Raw genomic sequence first — 16,829 nt, 5'->3', positions numbered from 1 at the left:
AAAGCGAGATTCGTATTATTTTTTAAAATATTTCTGAATTGTCCAATGGTCGTATTCACTCTGACTGATGAGTATTCCAAAGATTAGCGCGTAAATCATTTGCATTCCTGCCCATTCCCATTGCTCGGTCATACAAGAACCGAACAGTAGGATGATGATTAACAGTGCTCCTGCGATAGAAGTTTTATAGGTATATAAACCTATAATAAGCAACAGGCCTATTCCAAATTCTACAAATGGAAGTACTGTTGCCCATCCACTCACTAATGCTGTTGGAAATGGAGTGTCTTTAAAGAATTCCACCATCCAATCTCTGAATCCATTAATTTTAGGAAATCGAACTAATCCGTGTGCCAGTAAGTTTACGCCCATTGTAATTCGTAAGAGTGTAAATGCTGTTTGTTGTGGTGTTGCTTTCATAATTAATTACTTATTATATTGAAGTTCTGAATTATCTCTAGGTGTGTTTGGGTCGTTCTTTACCAATTTTGCAATTTCATCCTTTCTCATAAATACTACGCCTTTGTGTTTTTTGGCGTACTTGATAAATTCATCAACTACGTGAACAATTGAGGGAGCTCCACCGATTCTATCGTGAAGACTTACCGACATCATTCTACGCTTGTTTGCACCTTCAGCGTACAATTGGTCGAATTCTGCTTTTAGTTGAGCCAAGAATTGGTCGGGAGACCAGTTTCTGCCCTCAATATTGGCGATGTCATTATTACGAAGTGTATATGGTACTACCACAAAATCTTTTCCACGAACCGAGGTTATAAAGGGTTCGTCGTGGCTCAAATCATCAATATGATATAGGAAATCTAAATCTTGAAGCACTTTCAAGGTGTTTGGACTTCTGCGTAACCAATTAGCGTTATATCCTCTACCTCGTTGTCCAGTTATTGCTTCTACGGTATCGATTCCTTTTTTAATGAATTCAAGTTCTTCCTCGTAACTCATTTTCCATTGGTCGTCCCAAGCGATACCGTGTGCAGCAATTTCGTGACCTCCATCTGCAATTGCTCTTGCTACTTCTGGATATTTTATAGCGGCTTCACCTACCACGTGAGAGGTAACGTGGATATCATGTTTTTTCCAAAGGTCAAGCATTCTATACACACCCTCTTTTCCGCCATATCTAAACCAACTTTCCGCTGGTAAATCGGGATTTCCCTTTGGTAAAGGGTTCCCAGAGAAAGGGCTTTCGGCACCTTCGGGCTGACCGCCAGTTTCAAATTGCATTGAAAAAGAAATAACTAATTGCGCGCCATTGGGCCAATGTGATTTTGTTGCTGTTTCAGTTTTCATCTTGTTTGTGTTTACTACCGTTGGTGATTTTGAGTTCTGTCCAGATACACTTAGTGTTATAAGCAGAACTAGAATTTTTATTGTTTTTATAAGTTTCATTTTATTTGAATTTTGATTATCAATTATTTATAGTACAAAGTTATTTCGGATTCCTTCGTTACTTTGGTAATAATTCATCTTATATTTGTACTTATATGCTATAGTTGATTATGAGCAAACGTTTCTTTAGTGCATCATCCTTTAATGTCTTTGAACTGGACTTGGAGTCTTGGAATTACCCAAAACACAGGCACAACTTTTTTGAACTGATTTTTATAAAATCTGGAAAAGGTATCCATAAATTGAACGAAAGCAGCTTTGAATATAATGAGGGAGATGTATTCCTATTAACACCCAATGATGAGCACGAATTTGTTGTGGCCAATCGTACAGTTTTTGGTTATCTAAAGTTTACGGAACAGTTGTTTTTTGAAAAGACAGAACTCGTATCTGACCTTAAATGGAGAAAGAAGATTGAGGCAATTATATTACACGCCAATAGCTTACCGGGTTCTATATTAAAAAATGAGCAGGACAGAGAAAGTGTATTTCAGTTGTTCCAACTTCTAAAAAATGAGTTTAAAGCCCCATCCACTTATAGTCGTTCTATTTTATTAGAGTTGTTTGGGGCATTATTAATGATTATTTCCAGAAATATTACAGGTAACAATCTTATTGTTTCCTTCACTGAAAAGGATAAGGTAAATGCGATATTGACCTATGTAAGACAGAATGTTGTGGATAATGAAAAAATTAAAATTTCTACTATTGCAGATGAATTTAATATGTCACCCAATTATGTGAGTGTTTTTATCAAAAAACACGCAGGAATATCCATTCAGAACTATGTGATGCAGACCAAAATGAAAATGGCAGAACGATTACTGAAACAAACAAGTTTGAATTTTTCTGAAATAGCAATGAAAATGGGATTTACTGATTCTAGTCATTTTACCAAAGCTTTTAAAAAAAATATGGGTATGACACCAAAGGCTTTTAGAATGAAAATTCTCAAAAATTGATAACACTATCCAAAGCATCATCTGCCGCCTTATGAATAAAGTTTGCTTGATAATTTAGAGTAGTCTTCAAGTCACTATGGCGATATAGTTTCTGAAGCATTAGTGGATGTATAGAATCACCAGCTATATTACCAAAAGAATGACGAGCAATGTGCATTGTTACTTTTTTATTGATGCCCACTTTTTTTGTAAGGCTTTTTAAATGTTTATTGAACTTACTAGTGGCAACCTTTATTTTATTATAAACATCCTTTGGATTGTTTAGGTCTGCTTTTTTCATTTCAGGAAAAACAAAATCGTCATCACTATTCTTGTACTTTTTATACTTTTTTAGAATTGTCAATGCCTTTAAAGGAATTTTAAGCGAAACGATTTTACCATTCTTACCCATTCTATAGTGTAATCTGTCGTCATAAATCATAGACCAACGTGTGAATAGAACATCTGAAACGCGCATCCCAGCAAAATAGAAACTATACAACCATACATTTAGTGCGTGCCTCTCTACTTCACTTAGGTTTTGGATTTTCTCGTAAATCGTAATTTCCTTTTTATTGAGTCCCACCTTGATAGTTTCAGGAAATTTAATTTTAAAACCTCCTTTGCCAAAAGGATATAAGTCTTTACTCACAACTTTGTCTGCGATAGCCCTATTAAAAATTAGTCGAATCAATACCATTACATTCAACGCGGACGTTTCGGTAAGACTTCGATTGCCCATAAGATAGGTTTTGAACTTTTTGAGAAAGCGCAAGTTAATTTCCTGAAAGTGCAATTCTTTTGACTTATAGAAATCACAGATATAAGTTGAAAGGGCAGAATCAGTAGTAAAACGATTCATTTTTTTATCTGCTTCAAGACCGTCTAAATGTTCTTTTATATAGTCAAAAAAAGTTAAGCTAGAAATTGGCTTGTAAATGTTATATTTAATTTGTGTGGCAGAAACATCATTGTTTTCACTTTGCAGATTCATCAACCCTTTGTCAACTTCCGAAAGTTTTGAAGATAAAAGATTGTTGAGACTCTTGGCATTGAGATGTGTTTTTTTGACACGAAGGTTTTTATCATCCCAATCCTCTAAATCGATGAAATGACCAATATGTTTATAGGTAGAACGACGGTTTTTTGTAATTCTAATAGCTAAGGGAAATAGACCTTTAGAATTTGGTTTTTTACGGAGAACGATTTTAGCACTTGCTGACATAATTGACCTGTTTTGAGTACGAAAGTCAAATCAGGTACAACATAGGTACAACATCACAATTTTTGTTTCGAATGCTGTGTTACTGGCTCAATAAAGATACAAATTTATTGAGCTTTTTGGGTACAACATAGGTACAACATAGGTACAACAAATGTTGAATTCAACTGATATTAATTGACTTTAAATAAAATGACCAAAACCATAAATCATTGAATATGAGTTTATTTATGTTTCGTTGGTGCAATATATGCAAGACTTAGGATCTAGTGCCGCAAGGCGTGCAGGTTCGATTCCTGTCATCCGCACAAAGCCTCTCAGAAATGGGAGGCTTTTTTATGCGCCTAATTGAACAGCCTGTTGCATCGCCATATAGCGTCGTTTCCACTCCGCCCGATCTTTAATATTAAGTCCGTCGTCAATATGTACCGGGTCTTTTGTATTAAAATTGCCTCCCCATCGAAGATCTGGATCATCAATGATAGATTTTAAAAACTGTTTAACCGGTGCATCTACATTAGGGTATCGACGCAATATGGTTGAATTTGCAAATTGATTATTCCCGTATGATATATTCATATCGATCCCGTGGCCCGCGAGATGATTCGAAAATGTGGCAGGGGGCACTATTGCACCATTTACATTTGTAGTAGTACGAAAGGAGCTTGTTATATAAATATAGACTTGAGCTTGCTCGGCGTAGTCGTTGATTCGTTTTAAAGAAGGAACAAATTTTACATCTGCACGACATGGTTTTCCAATAAAGCGAGAACCTTCATAAATGGTCAGTGGAGATGCATTACTGGGAAGATTTTGTTCTGCAAGGTCAGTCCAACGTTTACCGTAAAAGCTATTTATATCTTTCATCATGACATCAATCAGAGGGCGTCTTAAGCGATCCCCATCAGATTCTATGCCGTTGTCTTTTGCGTACTTAATGACAGCATTTCTTGTGCTCTTTCCGAAGATACCATCGGCCCCATAACGGGCGTATTGAAGTTCTCTGCCATAGCCTAAGGTATTCAGTAATACTTGAATTGCTGTAATACTAATAGCTGTTCCTTTAGAAATATATTTTCGCGTTCTTAGATCGGAGTTGTGAATAGACCATAATAAATACATTTGCGGAAGAAAATCATGACGTTGTAGGATGATTTTGGCAAGTGCATTTGAAACAGATTCCCCATTGCTATTAAAGTTGTTTCTGCTGGCGAAAGTAGCAACGGCTTTTACTGTTGCAGGGCCATAATCTCCGTCTGCCTGGTAATTGTCCCATTTTAATTCGTTTCTAAAACCGAGCTCAAAAAGAACCTTTTGTAAATCTGTGATGACTGCTTTTTTATGAGATCCTTTAAATAAGGATTGGCTAATATCGCCATTTGCAATTGCCTCTGTTAAAAGTGTTGAACATTCCATAGTTTGATTTTAAATACGTACGATTTGCAACACCTAAGATAAGTTCCTGTTTATTAGATCGCTAAGGTCAATGCCTGAAATTCATGGGGATTAACCCTATTTTGAATGTTTTTCTGGAAGTAGGATCAAAACAGGTAATGTTACTTTTAAAATCGTACTTTTTAGTTTTGCGAACAAGTCACAATTTTGTAGTTTTGCCAAGAACGCACTAGCGCGTTATTTATAAAAAATTGACTTATGGGATTAGGTGCTCTTGCAGTTGGAACTGCTGTTTTATGTTTAGTAATTGGTCTTTTTATTGAGTTAAAAGAGCGCATGTAGTAAGCAATTACTAGCCTTTCTTTCCAAATTAAAAGCTTAAGGGTCGGCTCTGTCGATCAAGTTTTCTATTTCTTCTTTTTCTTCTCCATCGAGTTTAGGTGTTGTTGTGGATGGCGCTTTTTTTTTAAGGTGAATTTCGTAGTACATGCCAAAATGATCACTTCCGAAGTGCTCAGTACGCTCCATTACTTTCACGAACAGATCTTTGGTGTGAAATAAATGATCTAACGGAAATCGCATAAACCAATAATCTGCATGATAAGTTGAAAAATAACCCCGTCCAATACGTGGGTCTATCATGGCTGTCATTTTTTTAAACAATCGAGTGGTACGGCTCCAAACAACATCATTCATATCACCACAAACCACGACGGGCTTGTCTAGCTCACGAATATGTTTCCCTGTAAGCATGAGTTCGGCATCGCGTTGTTTTGATGTTTCATTTTCAGTGGGGCTAGGTGGTGCAGGATGTAGGCACGTAAAACATACGTCCTGATCTCCTATTTTGTAGTCAAAAAAGATGGAGGGAACATCTTCTTCTATTTGAAATTGGACTTTAATATTTTCGGGTTTTTGTTTGGCGTACAAATGCATTCCGTAGAAATTTTCCAACGGAATTTGTACGGTATGCGGGTGACTTTCTTCTAGCGATTTCAGCGCATCCTCCCATGCTTTATTAGATTCCATGATCAATACCAGATCTGGATCGTGATGTTCTACGATCTTCAGAAATGTATCGTATTTCGTATTTGTTTGAAGTACGTTTGCCGCCAAAATGGAGATCTTACCAGCGCTTGGAAAATCTGGTTTTTTACGAGGATACAGCGAGCTGTACTTAAATACCTTGATGATTTCATAGCCTGTACTCAAAAATAAGGCTGTTAGAACAACGATATGAAATAAACCAAACCCATTGCGAAATACAAGGAGTAAGACGATACAAATTAACTGAATAACAATGGATTGAAGCCGTACAAAATCGGGCGTTCGAAAGAACCAATGCGGATTCCGAGTCGCGGGTAGGAAAGGAGAAATAATAAATATGATACTAATAATATAGATCGCCAGCATGTCCTAAAATTACATTATTTAAACTAAATATTGGCCTTACCTTTTTAATTTAAGATATGTACTTTTGCAAAGGTTAAAAACAATTATCATGAAAAATTTTACTTCCTTTTTATTCTGTCTATTTTTAGGGTATTCTACTATTATAGCGCAAACATACACTACTCCAAATACGGGAGTTGATTGGACCCTAGCAGATATTGCGAATGCAAGTCCGTCTACAATTTCGATAAACGGTAGTGAATATACGCTTCAGGAAAATTTGGTTATTTCGGCAAATGACAAACTGAGAATAGATACTGACGCCACCGTACTTTTTGAAGATTCTATTTTACTTACGGTTTTTGGTGATTTTGATGTTTCCGCAGATCAAACCATGTTTTTGGCCGCAGACATCAATTTGCCTTACGAAGGCTTTAGATTTGAAGAATTTTCTACCATAAATATACAAAATGCAACCATCAAGAATGGGGGTGGGTTACGCGTGCTAACGGAAGACTTTACCCTTAATAATTCTATAATTACTGAAAACTTAGATGGTGGAATCAATACGGGTGCTGTTATTTCTCTTTCAAGAGGGACACCGCAAATAACCAATAATGAAATAACATTTAACGAGTTACCTGCAATAAGTTCTGCAGCAAATTCAGAGGTTTCTGCCACCATATCTGGAAATTATATTGAAGGGAATAATACGCTAAATGCCAACAGACCTCAAATTAATTTGGGAACGACCAGCGCTACCGAAGATCTTCAAATTATAGACAATGTAATTATTGGTGATCCTTTAAATACAGAAGCAGGTGGTATTGCCGTTGCCAATCTTGTGGGCGGAACCATTAGAGCTATTATTTCAGGTAATGAAATTAGAGATAATAGATATGGTATTGCTATTCTTGGCGGGAATGCGACGGTTGAAATTTCTAATAATGTTATAGAAGACAATAATATTCAAGGCAACCCTAATCTTGGTGGAAGCGGTATTAATGTAAACTCAACTAGCAATGATGTAGAAATTAATGCTTTCTTAAATGAAATAAGAAGAAACCTGTGGGGTATCACGCTGCAGGGAGAATCGTCTATAAATTTAGGGGATGATATAAACAATATCGGTGGAAATATATTTTCTGAAAATGGAAATAATGGAGAGGTTTATGCGCTCTACAACAACACACCAAATACAATTTCTGCCTTACGAAATTGCTGGGTTGAAGGTGTAGACAATACCTTGGCAATTGCAGAGAGCGTTATTTTTCATCAAGTGGATAATGCGTCTTTAGGCGAAGTTCTTTTCGATCCTGTGAGTTGTGATGTTTTGGATGTTGCTGAAAACAAATTGGAAACCTTTACTTTTTATCCTAATCCAACGACAAATACACTACAATTTGCTGCCGATTTTGGGATCGAAACAATTGACATTTTTACTACAAATGGGGTTTCCGTTTTTAGTCAAACTATCGCAAAAGGCCAAAACGAAGTAAGTTTTAATATTTCGTCGGGCATGTATTTTATTTTGTTTAGCGCAGATGTTAATCAAGTGGTTCGCAAATTAATCGTAGATTGATTTCTTACTAAATTTATCTATTGAAAAACACCTACGACATTTTAATATTGGGAGGCGGCGCAGCTGGGTTCTTTTCGGCTATTAATATTGCTGAACTCATCCCACAGCAGAAAATAGCTATTTTGGAGCGTGGCAAAGAAGTACTTACCAAAGTTAAAGTTTCTGGCGGTGGAAGATGTAATGTTACCCATGCCGAATTCATTCCGAAGCAACTTACACAAAACTACCCTCGTGGTAAAAAAGAACTACTAGGTCCGTTTCATTCTTTTATGACGGGTGATACTATCGCTTGGTTTGAAAAAAGAGGGATTGCCTTAAAAATTGAAGAAGACGGCCGTATGTTTCCTATTTCAGATAGCTCTCAAACGATCATTGATTGTTTTACTTCGGAAGCAAATCGCCTAGGTGTTACAGTTTTAAAGGGGCATTCCGTAAAGGATATTTACAAAGAAGATGATCAATGGATTCTAAGTACGGCAACCGAAATTTTTTCAGCAAAAACCCTCGTAATGGCCACGGGTAGCAACCCAAAGATCTGGAACCTTTTGTCAAATTTGGGACATGAAATTATTCCGCCGGTTCCTTCGCTTTTTACCTTTAATATTGACGATAGTAGAATTGCAGATCTCCCAGGCATAGCAACTAATGCCATGGTTGAGGTACTTGATAAAAATGGTAAATCATTGTTGTCAAGTGAGGGTCCGTTGCTTATCACCCATTGGGGAATGAGCGGCCCCGCCATCTTAAAATTGTCTGCTTGGGGGGCGCGTATCTTAGAGCCTACACAATATCATTTTGAAATAGTAGTAAATTGGTTGCTAGATGTTTCCGAAGAAGAAACGCTAGAAGCACTTATAGATCTTAAGGATATTAATCCGAAGCAAACACTGATGAAATACGCTCAGTTCGACCTTCCGAAGCGCTTATGGCAAAACTTACTTATAGCTTCAGGGATTGCTGCGGAAGATATTTGGGCTGAAATTTCAAAAAAGAAGCTTCAAAATATCGCCAATGCGCTAACAAGATCTCGCTTTCAGGTTACAGGGAAAAGCACATTTAAAGAAGAATTTGTGACGGCTGGCGGGGTAGATCTTAAGGAAGTGAACTTTAAGACCTTTGAAAGTAAGCTGCACAAGGATCTTTATTTTGCGGGTGAGATTCTCAATATTGATGCCATTACTGGTGGATTTAACTTCCAGAATGCTTGGACCAGTGGTTATATGGTGGCGCAAGCTATTTCCCATAAAGCGTTATAAAATATTGATATCATGAATAACTACATTGTTTTACTTCGAGGAATTAATGTGGGCGGACATAAAAAGTTCTCAAAGGCTGAACAGTTGCAAATGATATCCGACTTAGGCTTTCAAAATACACAGGTTTATATCCATACAGGAAACTGGATCTTTAGTGCTTCGGAAAGGGTGAGTGAAATAAAGACTACAATAGAGAAAGCAATTTTGGCTAAGTTTGGCTGGGAAGTTCCGGTGCTGGTTTTAAAGGCTTCGGAAGTGGAACAAATTTTTAATGCTTGTCCGTTTTCCGAAGAAATTAAAGAACAAAGCTATTTTACTTTGCTCCAGTCGGTTCCGACGAGCGATTCTTTGGAAGACTTAAATGCATTGGAGTATAAAGATGAGGCTTTTCACGTAACTCCGAGATGTATCTATATTTTTTATAAGAAAGGGGCAGGGGTGGCAAAGTTCACCAATACTGTGATCGAGCGAAAACTAAAAGTTTCGGCCACCTCCCGAAATTTCCGGACGATGGCGAAACTTATCAACTTGGCTAGTTCTTGATTAATTGAATTGTTTTTTGCTGATTTTCTTCTGAAGTAAGCGTGACAAAATACATCCCTTCTGCAAGGTCATTAAGCGTAATTCGGTCTAGTGATCTTTTTTGAGATGATAGCTCAAAAACGGTTCTTCCCATTATATCTCGAAGCGCAACTTTTGAAATTAATTGGTCACTTTTAATAGAAAAAGCATCCCTTGCTGGATTCGGATAAATAAAGGTATTTGTAAGATCGTTTTCTTCAACAGCTAAAACACCAACATAGTATGTATGGTTTACCGTTTCACCGAGGTAGGTTGCCTGCCAAGTCCATGCACCCTCCATATCTGCAGGAAAACTCCAAATCCAGTGAGACAAGAGAAGATTATCGGTTAAATTGAAATCCCAATCAAATTGTACGGTCCCGTCAGGACGAATGGTTTTTAAATTTAGTTGTGTTCCGGCACGTTGGTCTTTTAAATAAATTCCGTAGAAAATAGTATCAATAAGATCAAATTCATTGCTTTCATTAGTGATCTCTGAATTGGGGCAAGTTTCAAAATCTGGAAAATCGGTTTGTGTTGTAACAGCGTTTATTGCAGGTTCCCAATAGGGTTTTTGATCTATCCACCAAGTTTCGTTGTTTAGTGTGTTACAAGCTCCTATGCTTGGATCGATAAGAGCTCCAGTGCTGTCATATACTTCAAAATGTAAGTGCGGTACCGTCGAGCTTCCTGAGCTACCAATGACGCCTAAAAATTCGCCTGCTGTAACGCTGTCACCAATGTTTTTTGAAGTGAGTTCGCCATCTTTCATATGCAAATACCAGGTTTGACTGCCATCATCATGTTGTACGGCAACAAAGTTGGGCGTGTCGTTGTTAAAGCTGCAATTTCGGTCAAAGGAACCGTCATTTTTATTAATGATCTGTCCGTCGGCGGCCGCAACATTTATCGCTTGATTTCGATCCATCTGTTTCCACCAAAATGGCCAAGAAATAATATCGAAGCCTTTGTGGTTGTAGCCATTAGCTGTATCATATGTTCTTGTTCCGCAATCATAATCTGACACTTGATTTGGAAATGCGGTATTGTGATCTACATAATTTGCTAATGAATATGTTATGTTGTAGTTGTAACCAGGCGCTTGTGCTACGGGCCAGATAAAGAGTGGGTGACTACCCGCCTCATTGGGTTCTTGGTAGATTCCTTGGGCTCGTAATTGTGTAATATTGGCTTGATTTTCGGCAATAATCGCGTTTCGTTGCGTGTTTGTAAGACAGGGTTCCGTGTTTCTTGGTATAACAACTTCGCCTCCGTGTACTTGCGAGGGTGGGTTTTGTGAGAAGACGGTTGTTACGACTAGAAGTAGAATAGACTGTATTACTATCGTAATTTTTGTTTTCATGAGATTATGTATTTGGTTATTTAAATAAGGTTATAGGAAAAAATAGCCTACGGAAAGTTGAATCACGCCATTTTTGAATTCTTGAGTACTATTTTCAAAATCACTGGCATTTGCCAATCCTAAATTATATCTGGCGGCAAAATTGAGTCCGCTGGGCATTTTATATCCGAGTCCGATGTTGAGTCCAAAATCCAACGATTTAATATCGTCTTTTACATCTTGTTTTTCAGAAGCTTTTGTATTACTACGTTCACCAGATGTATTGGGGTTTAGGTCGTCGTCTTCAGTCTCGTACTTAAAGTTAGCTGAAAGTAAAAAACCTACATAAGGACCCGCTTCAATGCTTATTTCCTCTGTCACGTAGTATTTTGCCATAATTGGGACATTAACGTAATTTAAAGACAGTGCATCACTGTCAAACTTTGCTCCCTGACTTGAAAATAAGAGCTCGGGTTGTACAGAAAGTTTGTCGGTTAGAGGTACTTCTACCATTCCACCCAAATGAAAGGAGGACCGCCCTTTGGCATCTTCCAGATCGCCGTTGAGAGAGGCAAAGTTAAGACCTGCTTTGGCGCCCAACTGAAATTCGCTTTCTTGTGCATAGGTTTGAAACAAGAGGGTAGCGGCAATAATGCTCAGTAGTAATTTTTGCATAATGGTTAGTTTTAATCATTGGTTAGTTCTGAATCATTTTAATGTTTCTGAAATTCCTTCGGAGGCATGAAGGATCATGAGAAAATTTTTACATTTCCTGCGAGTTCGCGATCCATATTTTGCTCGATTTTAATTATTTCCGAAGAAAAAGAGACAATAAATAAGATGTAATCATTTTATTATTTAACTCAAAACTATTGGAATGTAGGGGTGTGGGCGTTCCATAAATTGCGAAACGCATAATTTGGCACTAATTTTTGATGGATATTGGGAAAGATGTTTGTGACGCCTATGCGTTCGCGAGTTATATTATACTTAAGAATTCGAAAGTCATTGGCAACCCTCAATTGTCGTCACAAAATATCGAGTGCCATTGAGTAGTGTATGTTGTTCGCTATTTACTTTTAGAACATACCGAATTGTCTTTTGATTATTAAACACAAGCTCTAAAACTGTTTGAGCCCCATCTGCATAAATACGATAAGCTCCGCGATTGTTTTCATTCTCATTGGCATAGCCAAAACCACCACTTCCATCAAAACTTGCGTGCGAATTTGAATAATAAGAAAACTGGCCATTGGAACAAAGATTAATTTTAATAACATCTGAAATTCCACTGTACCCACCGCTATAATCTGTACTGGTATTGGTGTACATAAATTTGAGTTGTGTACCAACAATTCTATTTTTCCAAAAATCAGTTTCGTCTGGTATTTCAGGTGTAAAGAATTTGATAGTGGTTGCAAGCCTTTTAGCTTCGGAAATGTGAAGTTCCGTAAATTTGGACGTTTCGGTAAGGATCAAAGTGGTCATACCATTTCCATGGCCGTCAATGATGGCAATCGCAAAAGCTTTTACTGCGGTACCTTGATAAATTCCTTCATAATTTTGTTCGACTTGTTTTTCGGAGATTACTGATGCTTCGGAAGTAGGCTGTAAATAGGAACCTTCTTCCACAATTGCCTCCATTGCTAAATCCCTTAGTTGTTGTGCGTTTTCCGAAGTATTTCTCGATAGAATTATAGCACCAGGAATTGATTGATGTCCTAAATATATATATGCGCCATCTTGCCTGCCAGTCCAATTTTGGGGTATTGTAAAACGAATTCCAATTTCTGGGAGCGAAACTACTTGGGGGGCTGTGTGGGAATACATAACTAGCTGATTTACAAATAACAGCAATAAAGATACGTATTTCCTTCTTGTTTTCTAATTAGGATTTTTAACGCTTCAATTTCTCGCTCTCAGTGTACGCTGTTCTCTTGCTGTTTCTACATTCCTTTGACCAGCGGAACCACAAATTCGGTAAATTGAAGTCTGTTTTAATCCGTATTAAGTACGGTATAGTTTTTTAAATGCCGAAGGCGTCATGCCCGTAAATTTTTTGAACGCACTATTAAACGTAGTTTTCGAGTTAAAACCTGCTTCCAAACCTATGGCGAGAAGCGTATAGTTTGAAAATTCGTGTTCGAGGAGATACTTTTTCGCTTCATTTACCCGAAGAAGGTTTATATAATCTGAAAAGGTTGTTTTTAGTTCAGCGTTGATGATTCGGGATAAATGACTTTTACTTAAATCGAGATCTGTTGCCAAGGTTTCTAAGGTGGTTGAAGGGTCTAAGAATTTCTTTTCGTCGATAAGGATCTTTTCTAAGGCAACAATATGCTTACTTTTTGTTGCTTCGGAAATGGAATAGGGTCGGTTTGCAAAATCAAACTGCCTAATTTTTTTACGCTCCTCCTGAATACCAATTTTTCGTGTACCCACATAACCCATGACATAAATACAAATAGAAATACCGATCAATAATAAATACGCTGGATATTCTTGTATAATAGCTGCTTGAAGAGTAGCATAAAACCATAATAGGATAAAAATAAAAAGTATGACAAACAATGCTTTTAACCATAAAAGCTTCGTTTTTACGATAATACGGTCGTGTTTTTCTGGCGTATTTTGGTAGGTGTCAATAGCGCGCCAAAGCAATACCAAAACAAAGATTGTTAGAAAAATGCTAAGAAAATCTCCGTAGGCATCTATAAAATCAACAATAGCATACATGAATTTATTAAATGGATGCTGCGATTCCCAGAGAAGATATCCAAGTTTAAACAGTAAAGTGATAGGGATCATTAAAATAAATGGTAAATACAATAGTTTTTCGATCCTTGTGTTTTTTCGATCTGGATATAAAAAGGTCATGACAAAAAAGTACATCAGTGCAGCTTCGGCAAATGAGTAAGGCAGATACCAGAAATAATATTCATGGTTTGTAAACAAATCAATTTCCCAAAGTAATTCTTGAAGGTTTGATAAGGTAATACAAAGAATTAGCAGGCCAAGATAAATAGAGGCACGAGTCTTGTGTTTTGAAAGCAACAAAATAAAAAGGCTCAAGAAAAACCCTTGAACGATTCCGGTGATGACGAGACTGCTATAAAAATTAATTTCCAAGAAATAGATTATTTCGTTTTAAAGATAGAAAATAATCTACTGTTCTTTTAAATAGCAAGTTTTTCTATCGGTTTCGATTTTACCTATCTTTATTGCCACAATTTTCACTGATGAAGGAACAAGAATTTATCCCACAATCTTATCCGTTTACACCCAAAGATGGAAGGGTTTCTAGCAAATCACCAAGCAATATTGCCCTAGTAAAGTATTGGGGAAAACACGGGGAGCAATTTCCTGAAAATACATCAATAAGCTTTACACTTCAAAATTGTCATACCACTACCACCTTGCATTTTGAGGAAAAGGAAGGAGATACATTTCAGTTTGAGGTATATTTAGATAAGCAGCGCGAGCTTGGATTTGAACCTAAGATCACTACGTTTTTTGAACGAATTGAAGCCTATGTGCCCTTTCTTCGGAAATATCAGTTTAAAATTGAGACGGTGAATAGCTTTCCACATAGTAGTGGTATAGCCTCTTCGGCAAGCGGAATGAGTGCGCTAGCGGTTTGTTTGGTTTTGCTCGAAAGACAGTTAAACGGAAATCAGCCCAATACGTTGCACGAAGCCTTAACGCCTTCCGAAGTAAAAAAAGCTTCTTTTTTAGCTCGCTTGGGCTCGGGGAGTGCCGCGCGAAGTATTGAAGGTCCGTTGGTTGTTTGGGGGAAACATCCTAAGATCGCTGATAGTAGCGATCGCTTCGGAATAAAATATCCCAATAGTGTACATGCCAATTTTGATAATTACAGAGATACCATTTTGTTGGTTGATAAGGGCGAAAAGCAGGTGAGTAGTACGGTTGGGCACAATTTAATGCATGGGCATCCGTATGCGAAACAACGTTTTGCTGAGGCGAACAAAAATATTGAGCGCTTGATGGGTATTTTTGAATCGGGTGACATTTCTGAATTCATCAAATTGGTTGAAAGTGAAGCCTTGCAATTGCATGCGATGATGATGAGTTCGATGCCGTATTTTATTTTAATGAAACCCAATACGCTTGAGATCATTAACAAAATCTGGAATTTCCGCAGAAATACTAATATACCAGTCTGTTTTACACTTGATGCTGGTGCCAATGTTCATGTACTTTATCCAGATAGCGTACAAGAAGAAGTTTCAGCCTTTATTGAAACCGAATTAGCTCCTTTTTGTAAAAACGGCGAATTTATTCACGATGAAGTGGGACTGGGCGTGATCATCGAGTAGTTATTTTAATAATAGCTTGGTCGTTGCAAGGACATTGTTACCTTCGGTTAGTTGCGCAAAATAGAGTCCGCTAGCAAGTTCTTTCCGTTCAAAAAAGTTGTTTTTTTCTGAAACACGCTCTATTTTTCTCACTTGTTGCCCCAAGTAATTGTAAATTTCAATGGTCGCGTTGGGATGCTCATTTCCGAAGAGATCACCAAAAACAAAATGGGCGGTCGACTCAATTGGATTGGGCTGTGCGAAAAATGTTTGAGCAGTTGCCGATAGATCATCCACGCCTAAAATTTCAACCATACGAAGCGTCACATTATTGGTATTGCAGAAAACGGCAAAATTATAGGTGTTGCTATTAAAAGTCCCCGAAAGAAAAACAGGGAGGTCGCAATTTTGTATTTCATTAGCGGTTATGATAGTGTATTCATCGCCAATCTCTGGAGCGTAATTCAGATTGATCTCAATAGTTCCTTCGATATCTGGAAAGCCTACAACACGCAATACGTCATATGCCCCAGTATCTGGTCCGTTGATGTCAAGTTCAATGGTGGCTTCAGGATTTAAGCTAAAATTGTTGGCCATAATAATGGTGCCTGGCACGTTAATATCGCCAGGATAAATAATACCTAAATTGTTAAAAGGTCCTGTGATGTCATAATCGCCATATCCTTTCAAAATACCGTTAACGGAATTGTTTAGGCTGGCCATGGGTGAAATAAAAAGAAAGCTTTCTCCCAAATCCATGTCTATTACGCCGTTGTTGTTCATTTCAACTATCATATAAGAAAAGCTTGAATCAACTCCGTCAAACGACTTCTTTACCAACCCTTCGTTATTGAAAACGGGTTCTCCGTCATCCTGCACTAATCCTGCTCTTCCAATGATTTCAAAGCTTGCATTTTCTGCATTGTTTATAGTTGGACTGCTATTTAGTCTCCAAAAACCGCTATTTTCAATGATTATTTTGTTGTTATTATTAACCGTAGAACCTAGCAATGTCTTACTCATGATTCCGGTAATGTAAATTGTTCCGTCATTTTCAATAGTGGCAGCTCCAGAAAGAGTACCTGAAAGTATAGTAAAACGGGAGAGCAACGAGATGTTTAGGGCGGTTTGAATATTTATATTGTCATCAACAATTAATTCGGCTGAGCCTTCTAATTCAATTGTATTGGCGTTGGCGGAAGCATTTGTGACTTCAACAACAAATCCGTCAGGTATAAATACGTCACTAGCAATGTCGGGAACCGTTCCAGCGTCCCAATTAGCCGAAATAAACCAATTGGTATCACCGCCGTTGCCTGTCCATGTATGTGTTTGCGCTACTAAAAGAGGTATGATAGCGATGATTAAAAGTGCCGAAAGCGTGATTTTTAGTTTCATTTCAAAACGTTTTGTTT

The 16,829-nt window shown here is 37.5% G+C and carries 15 protein-coding genes; 5 read left to right on the top strand and 10 right to left on the bottom strand.

The annotated features are described in order from the left end of the window. Positions 1-15: 15 nt before the first annotated feature. Both ACY2RU_RS03460 and ACY2RU_RS03455 read right to left on the bottom strand, forming a co-directional pair. Positions 16-420 (bottom strand): DoxX family membrane protein, encoded by a 405-nt coding sequence (locus ACY2RU_RS03460; protein ID WP_490137008.1) that lies wholly within the window; start codon positions 418-420, stop codon positions 16-18. 6 nt (positions 421-426) lie between these two features. Continuing rightward, positions 427-1,308 carry a polysaccharide deacetylase family protein gene (locus ACY2RU_RS03455; RefSeq protein WP_490137007.1) on the bottom strand — a complete coding sequence of 294 codons (882 nt, stop codon included), beginning with the start codon at positions 1,306-1,308 and terminating at the stop codon, positions 427-429. Between the two features lie 209 nt (positions 1,309-1,517). On the opposite strand from ACY2RU_RS03455, the gene ACY2RU_RS03450 reads away from it, so the two are divergent. Then, complete coding sequence (locus ACY2RU_RS03450; RefSeq protein ID WP_490137006.1) at positions 1,518-2,369, top strand: AraC family transcriptional regulator; 852 nt, start codon at positions 1,518-1,520, stop codon at positions 2,367-2,369. Here the strand turns inward: ACY2RU_RS03450 and ACY2RU_RS03445 are convergent. From ACY2RU_RS03445 to ACY2RU_RS03435, 3 genes are all read right to left on the bottom strand, one after another. Then, the gene (locus tag ACY2RU_RS03445; protein WP_490137005.1) at positions 2,359-3,573 is read right to left on the bottom strand and encodes a phage integrase SAM-like domain-containing protein; all 1,215 of its coding nucleotides are present in this window, start codon (positions 3,571-3,573) and stop codon (positions 2,359-2,361) included. The genes ACY2RU_RS03450 and ACY2RU_RS03445 overlap by 11 nt on opposite strands. A gap of 333 nt (positions 3,574-3,906) precedes the next feature. Beyond that, positions 3,907-4,986, bottom strand: a complete 1,080-nt coding sequence (locus ACY2RU_RS03440) for a peptidoglycan-binding domain-containing protein (protein ID WP_490137004.1) — start codon at positions 4,984-4,986, stop codon at positions 3,907-3,909. 357 nt (positions 4,987-5,343) lie between these two features. Continuing rightward, complete coding sequence (locus tag ACY2RU_RS03435) at positions 5,344-6,378, bottom strand: endonuclease/exonuclease/phosphatase family protein (protein ID WP_490137003.1); 1,035 nt, start codon at positions 6,376-6,378, stop codon at positions 5,344-5,346. Between the two features lie 88 nt (positions 6,379-6,466). Between ACY2RU_RS03435 and ACY2RU_RS03430 the strand changes: the two genes are divergently transcribed. From ACY2RU_RS03430 to ACY2RU_RS03420, 3 genes are read left to right on the top strand one after another with little or no spacing between them, the layout of a single operon-like run. Further along, positions 6,467-7,939 (top strand): T9SS type A sorting domain-containing protein, encoded by a 1,473-nt coding sequence (locus ACY2RU_RS03430; RefSeq protein ID WP_490137002.1) that lies wholly within the window; start codon positions 6,467-6,469, stop codon positions 7,937-7,939. A 20-nt stretch (positions 7,940-7,959) separates the two neighbouring features. Further along, on the top strand, positions 7,960-9,195 hold the full coding sequence (locus ACY2RU_RS03425) for a BaiN/RdsA family NAD(P)/FAD-dependent oxidoreductase (RefSeq protein ID WP_490137001.1): 1,236 nt from the start codon (positions 7,960-7,962) through the stop codon (positions 9,193-9,195). Between the two features lie 12 nt (positions 9,196-9,207). Further along, complete coding sequence (locus ACY2RU_RS03420) at positions 9,208-9,738, top strand: DUF1697 domain-containing protein (protein WP_490137000.1); 531 nt, start codon at positions 9,208-9,210, stop codon at positions 9,736-9,738. Here the strand turns inward: ACY2RU_RS03420 and ACY2RU_RS03415 are convergent. The 4 genes from ACY2RU_RS03415 to ACY2RU_RS03400 all read right to left on the bottom strand — a co-directional run bounded on the left by ACY2RU_RS03415 (position 9,728) and on the right by ACY2RU_RS03400 (position 14,227). Then, positions 9,728-11,119, bottom strand: a complete 1,392-nt coding sequence (locus tag ACY2RU_RS03415; RefSeq protein WP_490136999.1) for a peptidoglycan DD-metalloendopeptidase family protein — start codon at positions 11,117-11,119, stop codon at positions 9,728-9,730. The genes ACY2RU_RS03420 and ACY2RU_RS03415 overlap by 11 nt on opposite strands. Positions 11,120-11,149: 30 nt before the next feature. After that, positions 11,150-11,773, bottom strand: coding sequence for a porin family protein (locus tag ACY2RU_RS03410; RefSeq protein WP_490136998.1), 624 nt, complete (start codon positions 11,771-11,773; stop codon positions 11,150-11,152). A 330-nt stretch (positions 11,774-12,103) separates the two neighbouring features. Further along, entirely contained in the window at positions 12,104-12,928 is an 825-nt protein-coding gene (locus ACY2RU_RS03405; protein WP_490136997.1) for a hypothetical protein, read from the bottom strand. 177 nt (positions 12,929-13,105) lie between these two features. Continuing rightward, positions 13,106-14,227, bottom strand: coding sequence for a helix-turn-helix domain-containing protein (locus tag ACY2RU_RS03400; protein ID WP_490136996.1), 1,122 nt, complete (start codon positions 14,225-14,227; stop codon positions 13,106-13,108). A 110-nt stretch (positions 14,228-14,337) separates the two neighbouring features. On the opposite strand from ACY2RU_RS03400, the gene ACY2RU_RS03395 reads away from it, so the two are divergent. Continuing rightward, positions 14,338-15,435 carry a diphosphomevalonate decarboxylase gene (locus ACY2RU_RS03395; RefSeq protein WP_490136995.1) on the top strand — a complete coding sequence of 366 codons (1,098 nt, stop codon included), beginning with the start codon at positions 14,338-14,340 and terminating at the stop codon, positions 15,433-15,435. On the opposite strand, the gene ACY2RU_RS03390 is transcribed toward ACY2RU_RS03395, so the two are convergent. Further along, positions 15,436-16,812 (bottom strand): T9SS type A sorting domain-containing protein, encoded by a 1,377-nt coding sequence (locus ACY2RU_RS03390; RefSeq protein WP_490136994.1) that lies wholly within the window; start codon positions 16,810-16,812, stop codon positions 15,436-15,438. It abuts the gene before it with no gap. Positions 16,813-16,829 lie beyond the last annotated feature (17 nt).

This window comes from Ulvibacter sp. 2305UL32-6 (assembly GCF_058148545.1).
This window is presented reverse-complemented; position numbering and strand designations above follow the sequence as displayed.

Excerpts from the sequence above, each read along its gene's own strand:
- ACY2RU_RS03440 (WP_490137004.1), bottom strand. The coding sequence starts at position 4,986 with ATGGAATGTTCAACACTTTTAACAGAGGCAATTGCAAATGGCGATATT.
- ACY2RU_RS03405 (WP_490136997.1), bottom strand. The coding sequence starts at position 12,928 with ATGTATTCCCACACAGCCCCCCAAGTAGTTTCGCTCCCAGAAATTGGA.
- ACY2RU_RS03455 (WP_490137007.1), bottom strand. The coding sequence starts at position 1,308 with ATGAAAACTGAAACAGCAACAAAATCACATTGGCCCAATGGCGCGCAA.
- ACY2RU_RS03445 (WP_490137005.1), bottom strand. The coding sequence starts at position 3,573 with ATGTCAGCAAGTGCTAAAATCGTTCTCCGTAAAAAACCAAATTCTAAA.
- ACY2RU_RS03415 (WP_490136999.1), bottom strand. The coding sequence starts at position 11,119 with ATGAAAACAAAAATTACGATAGTAATACAGTCTATTCTACTTCTAGTC.
- ACY2RU_RS03395 (WP_490136995.1), top strand. The coding sequence starts at position 14,338 with ATGAAGGAACAAGAATTTATCCCACAATCTTATCCGTTTACACCCAAA.
- ACY2RU_RS03420 (WP_490137000.1), top strand. The coding sequence starts at position 9,208 with ATGAATAACTACATTGTTTTACTTCGAGGAATTAATGTGGGCGGACAT.
- ACY2RU_RS03460 (WP_490137008.1), bottom strand. The coding sequence starts at position 420 with ATGAAAGCAACACCACAACAAACAGCATTTACACTCTTACGAATTACA.
- ACY2RU_RS03430 (WP_490137002.1), top strand. The coding sequence starts at position 6,467 with ATGAAAAATTTTACTTCCTTTTTATTCTGTCTATTTTTAGGGTATTCT.
- ACY2RU_RS03390 (WP_490136994.1), bottom strand. The coding sequence starts at position 16,812 with ATGAAACTAAAAATCACGCTTTCGGCACTTTTAATCATCGCTATCATA.
- ACY2RU_RS03450 (WP_490137006.1), top strand. The coding sequence starts at position 1,518 with ATGAGCAAACGTTTCTTTAGTGCATCATCCTTTAATGTCTTTGAACTG.
- ACY2RU_RS03410 (WP_490136998.1), bottom strand. The coding sequence starts at position 11,773 with ATGCAAAAATTACTACTGAGCATTATTGCCGCTACCCTCTTGTTTCAA.
- ACY2RU_RS03435 (WP_490137003.1), bottom strand. The coding sequence starts at position 6,378 with ATGCTGGCGATCTATATTATTAGTATCATATTTATTATTTCTCCTTTC.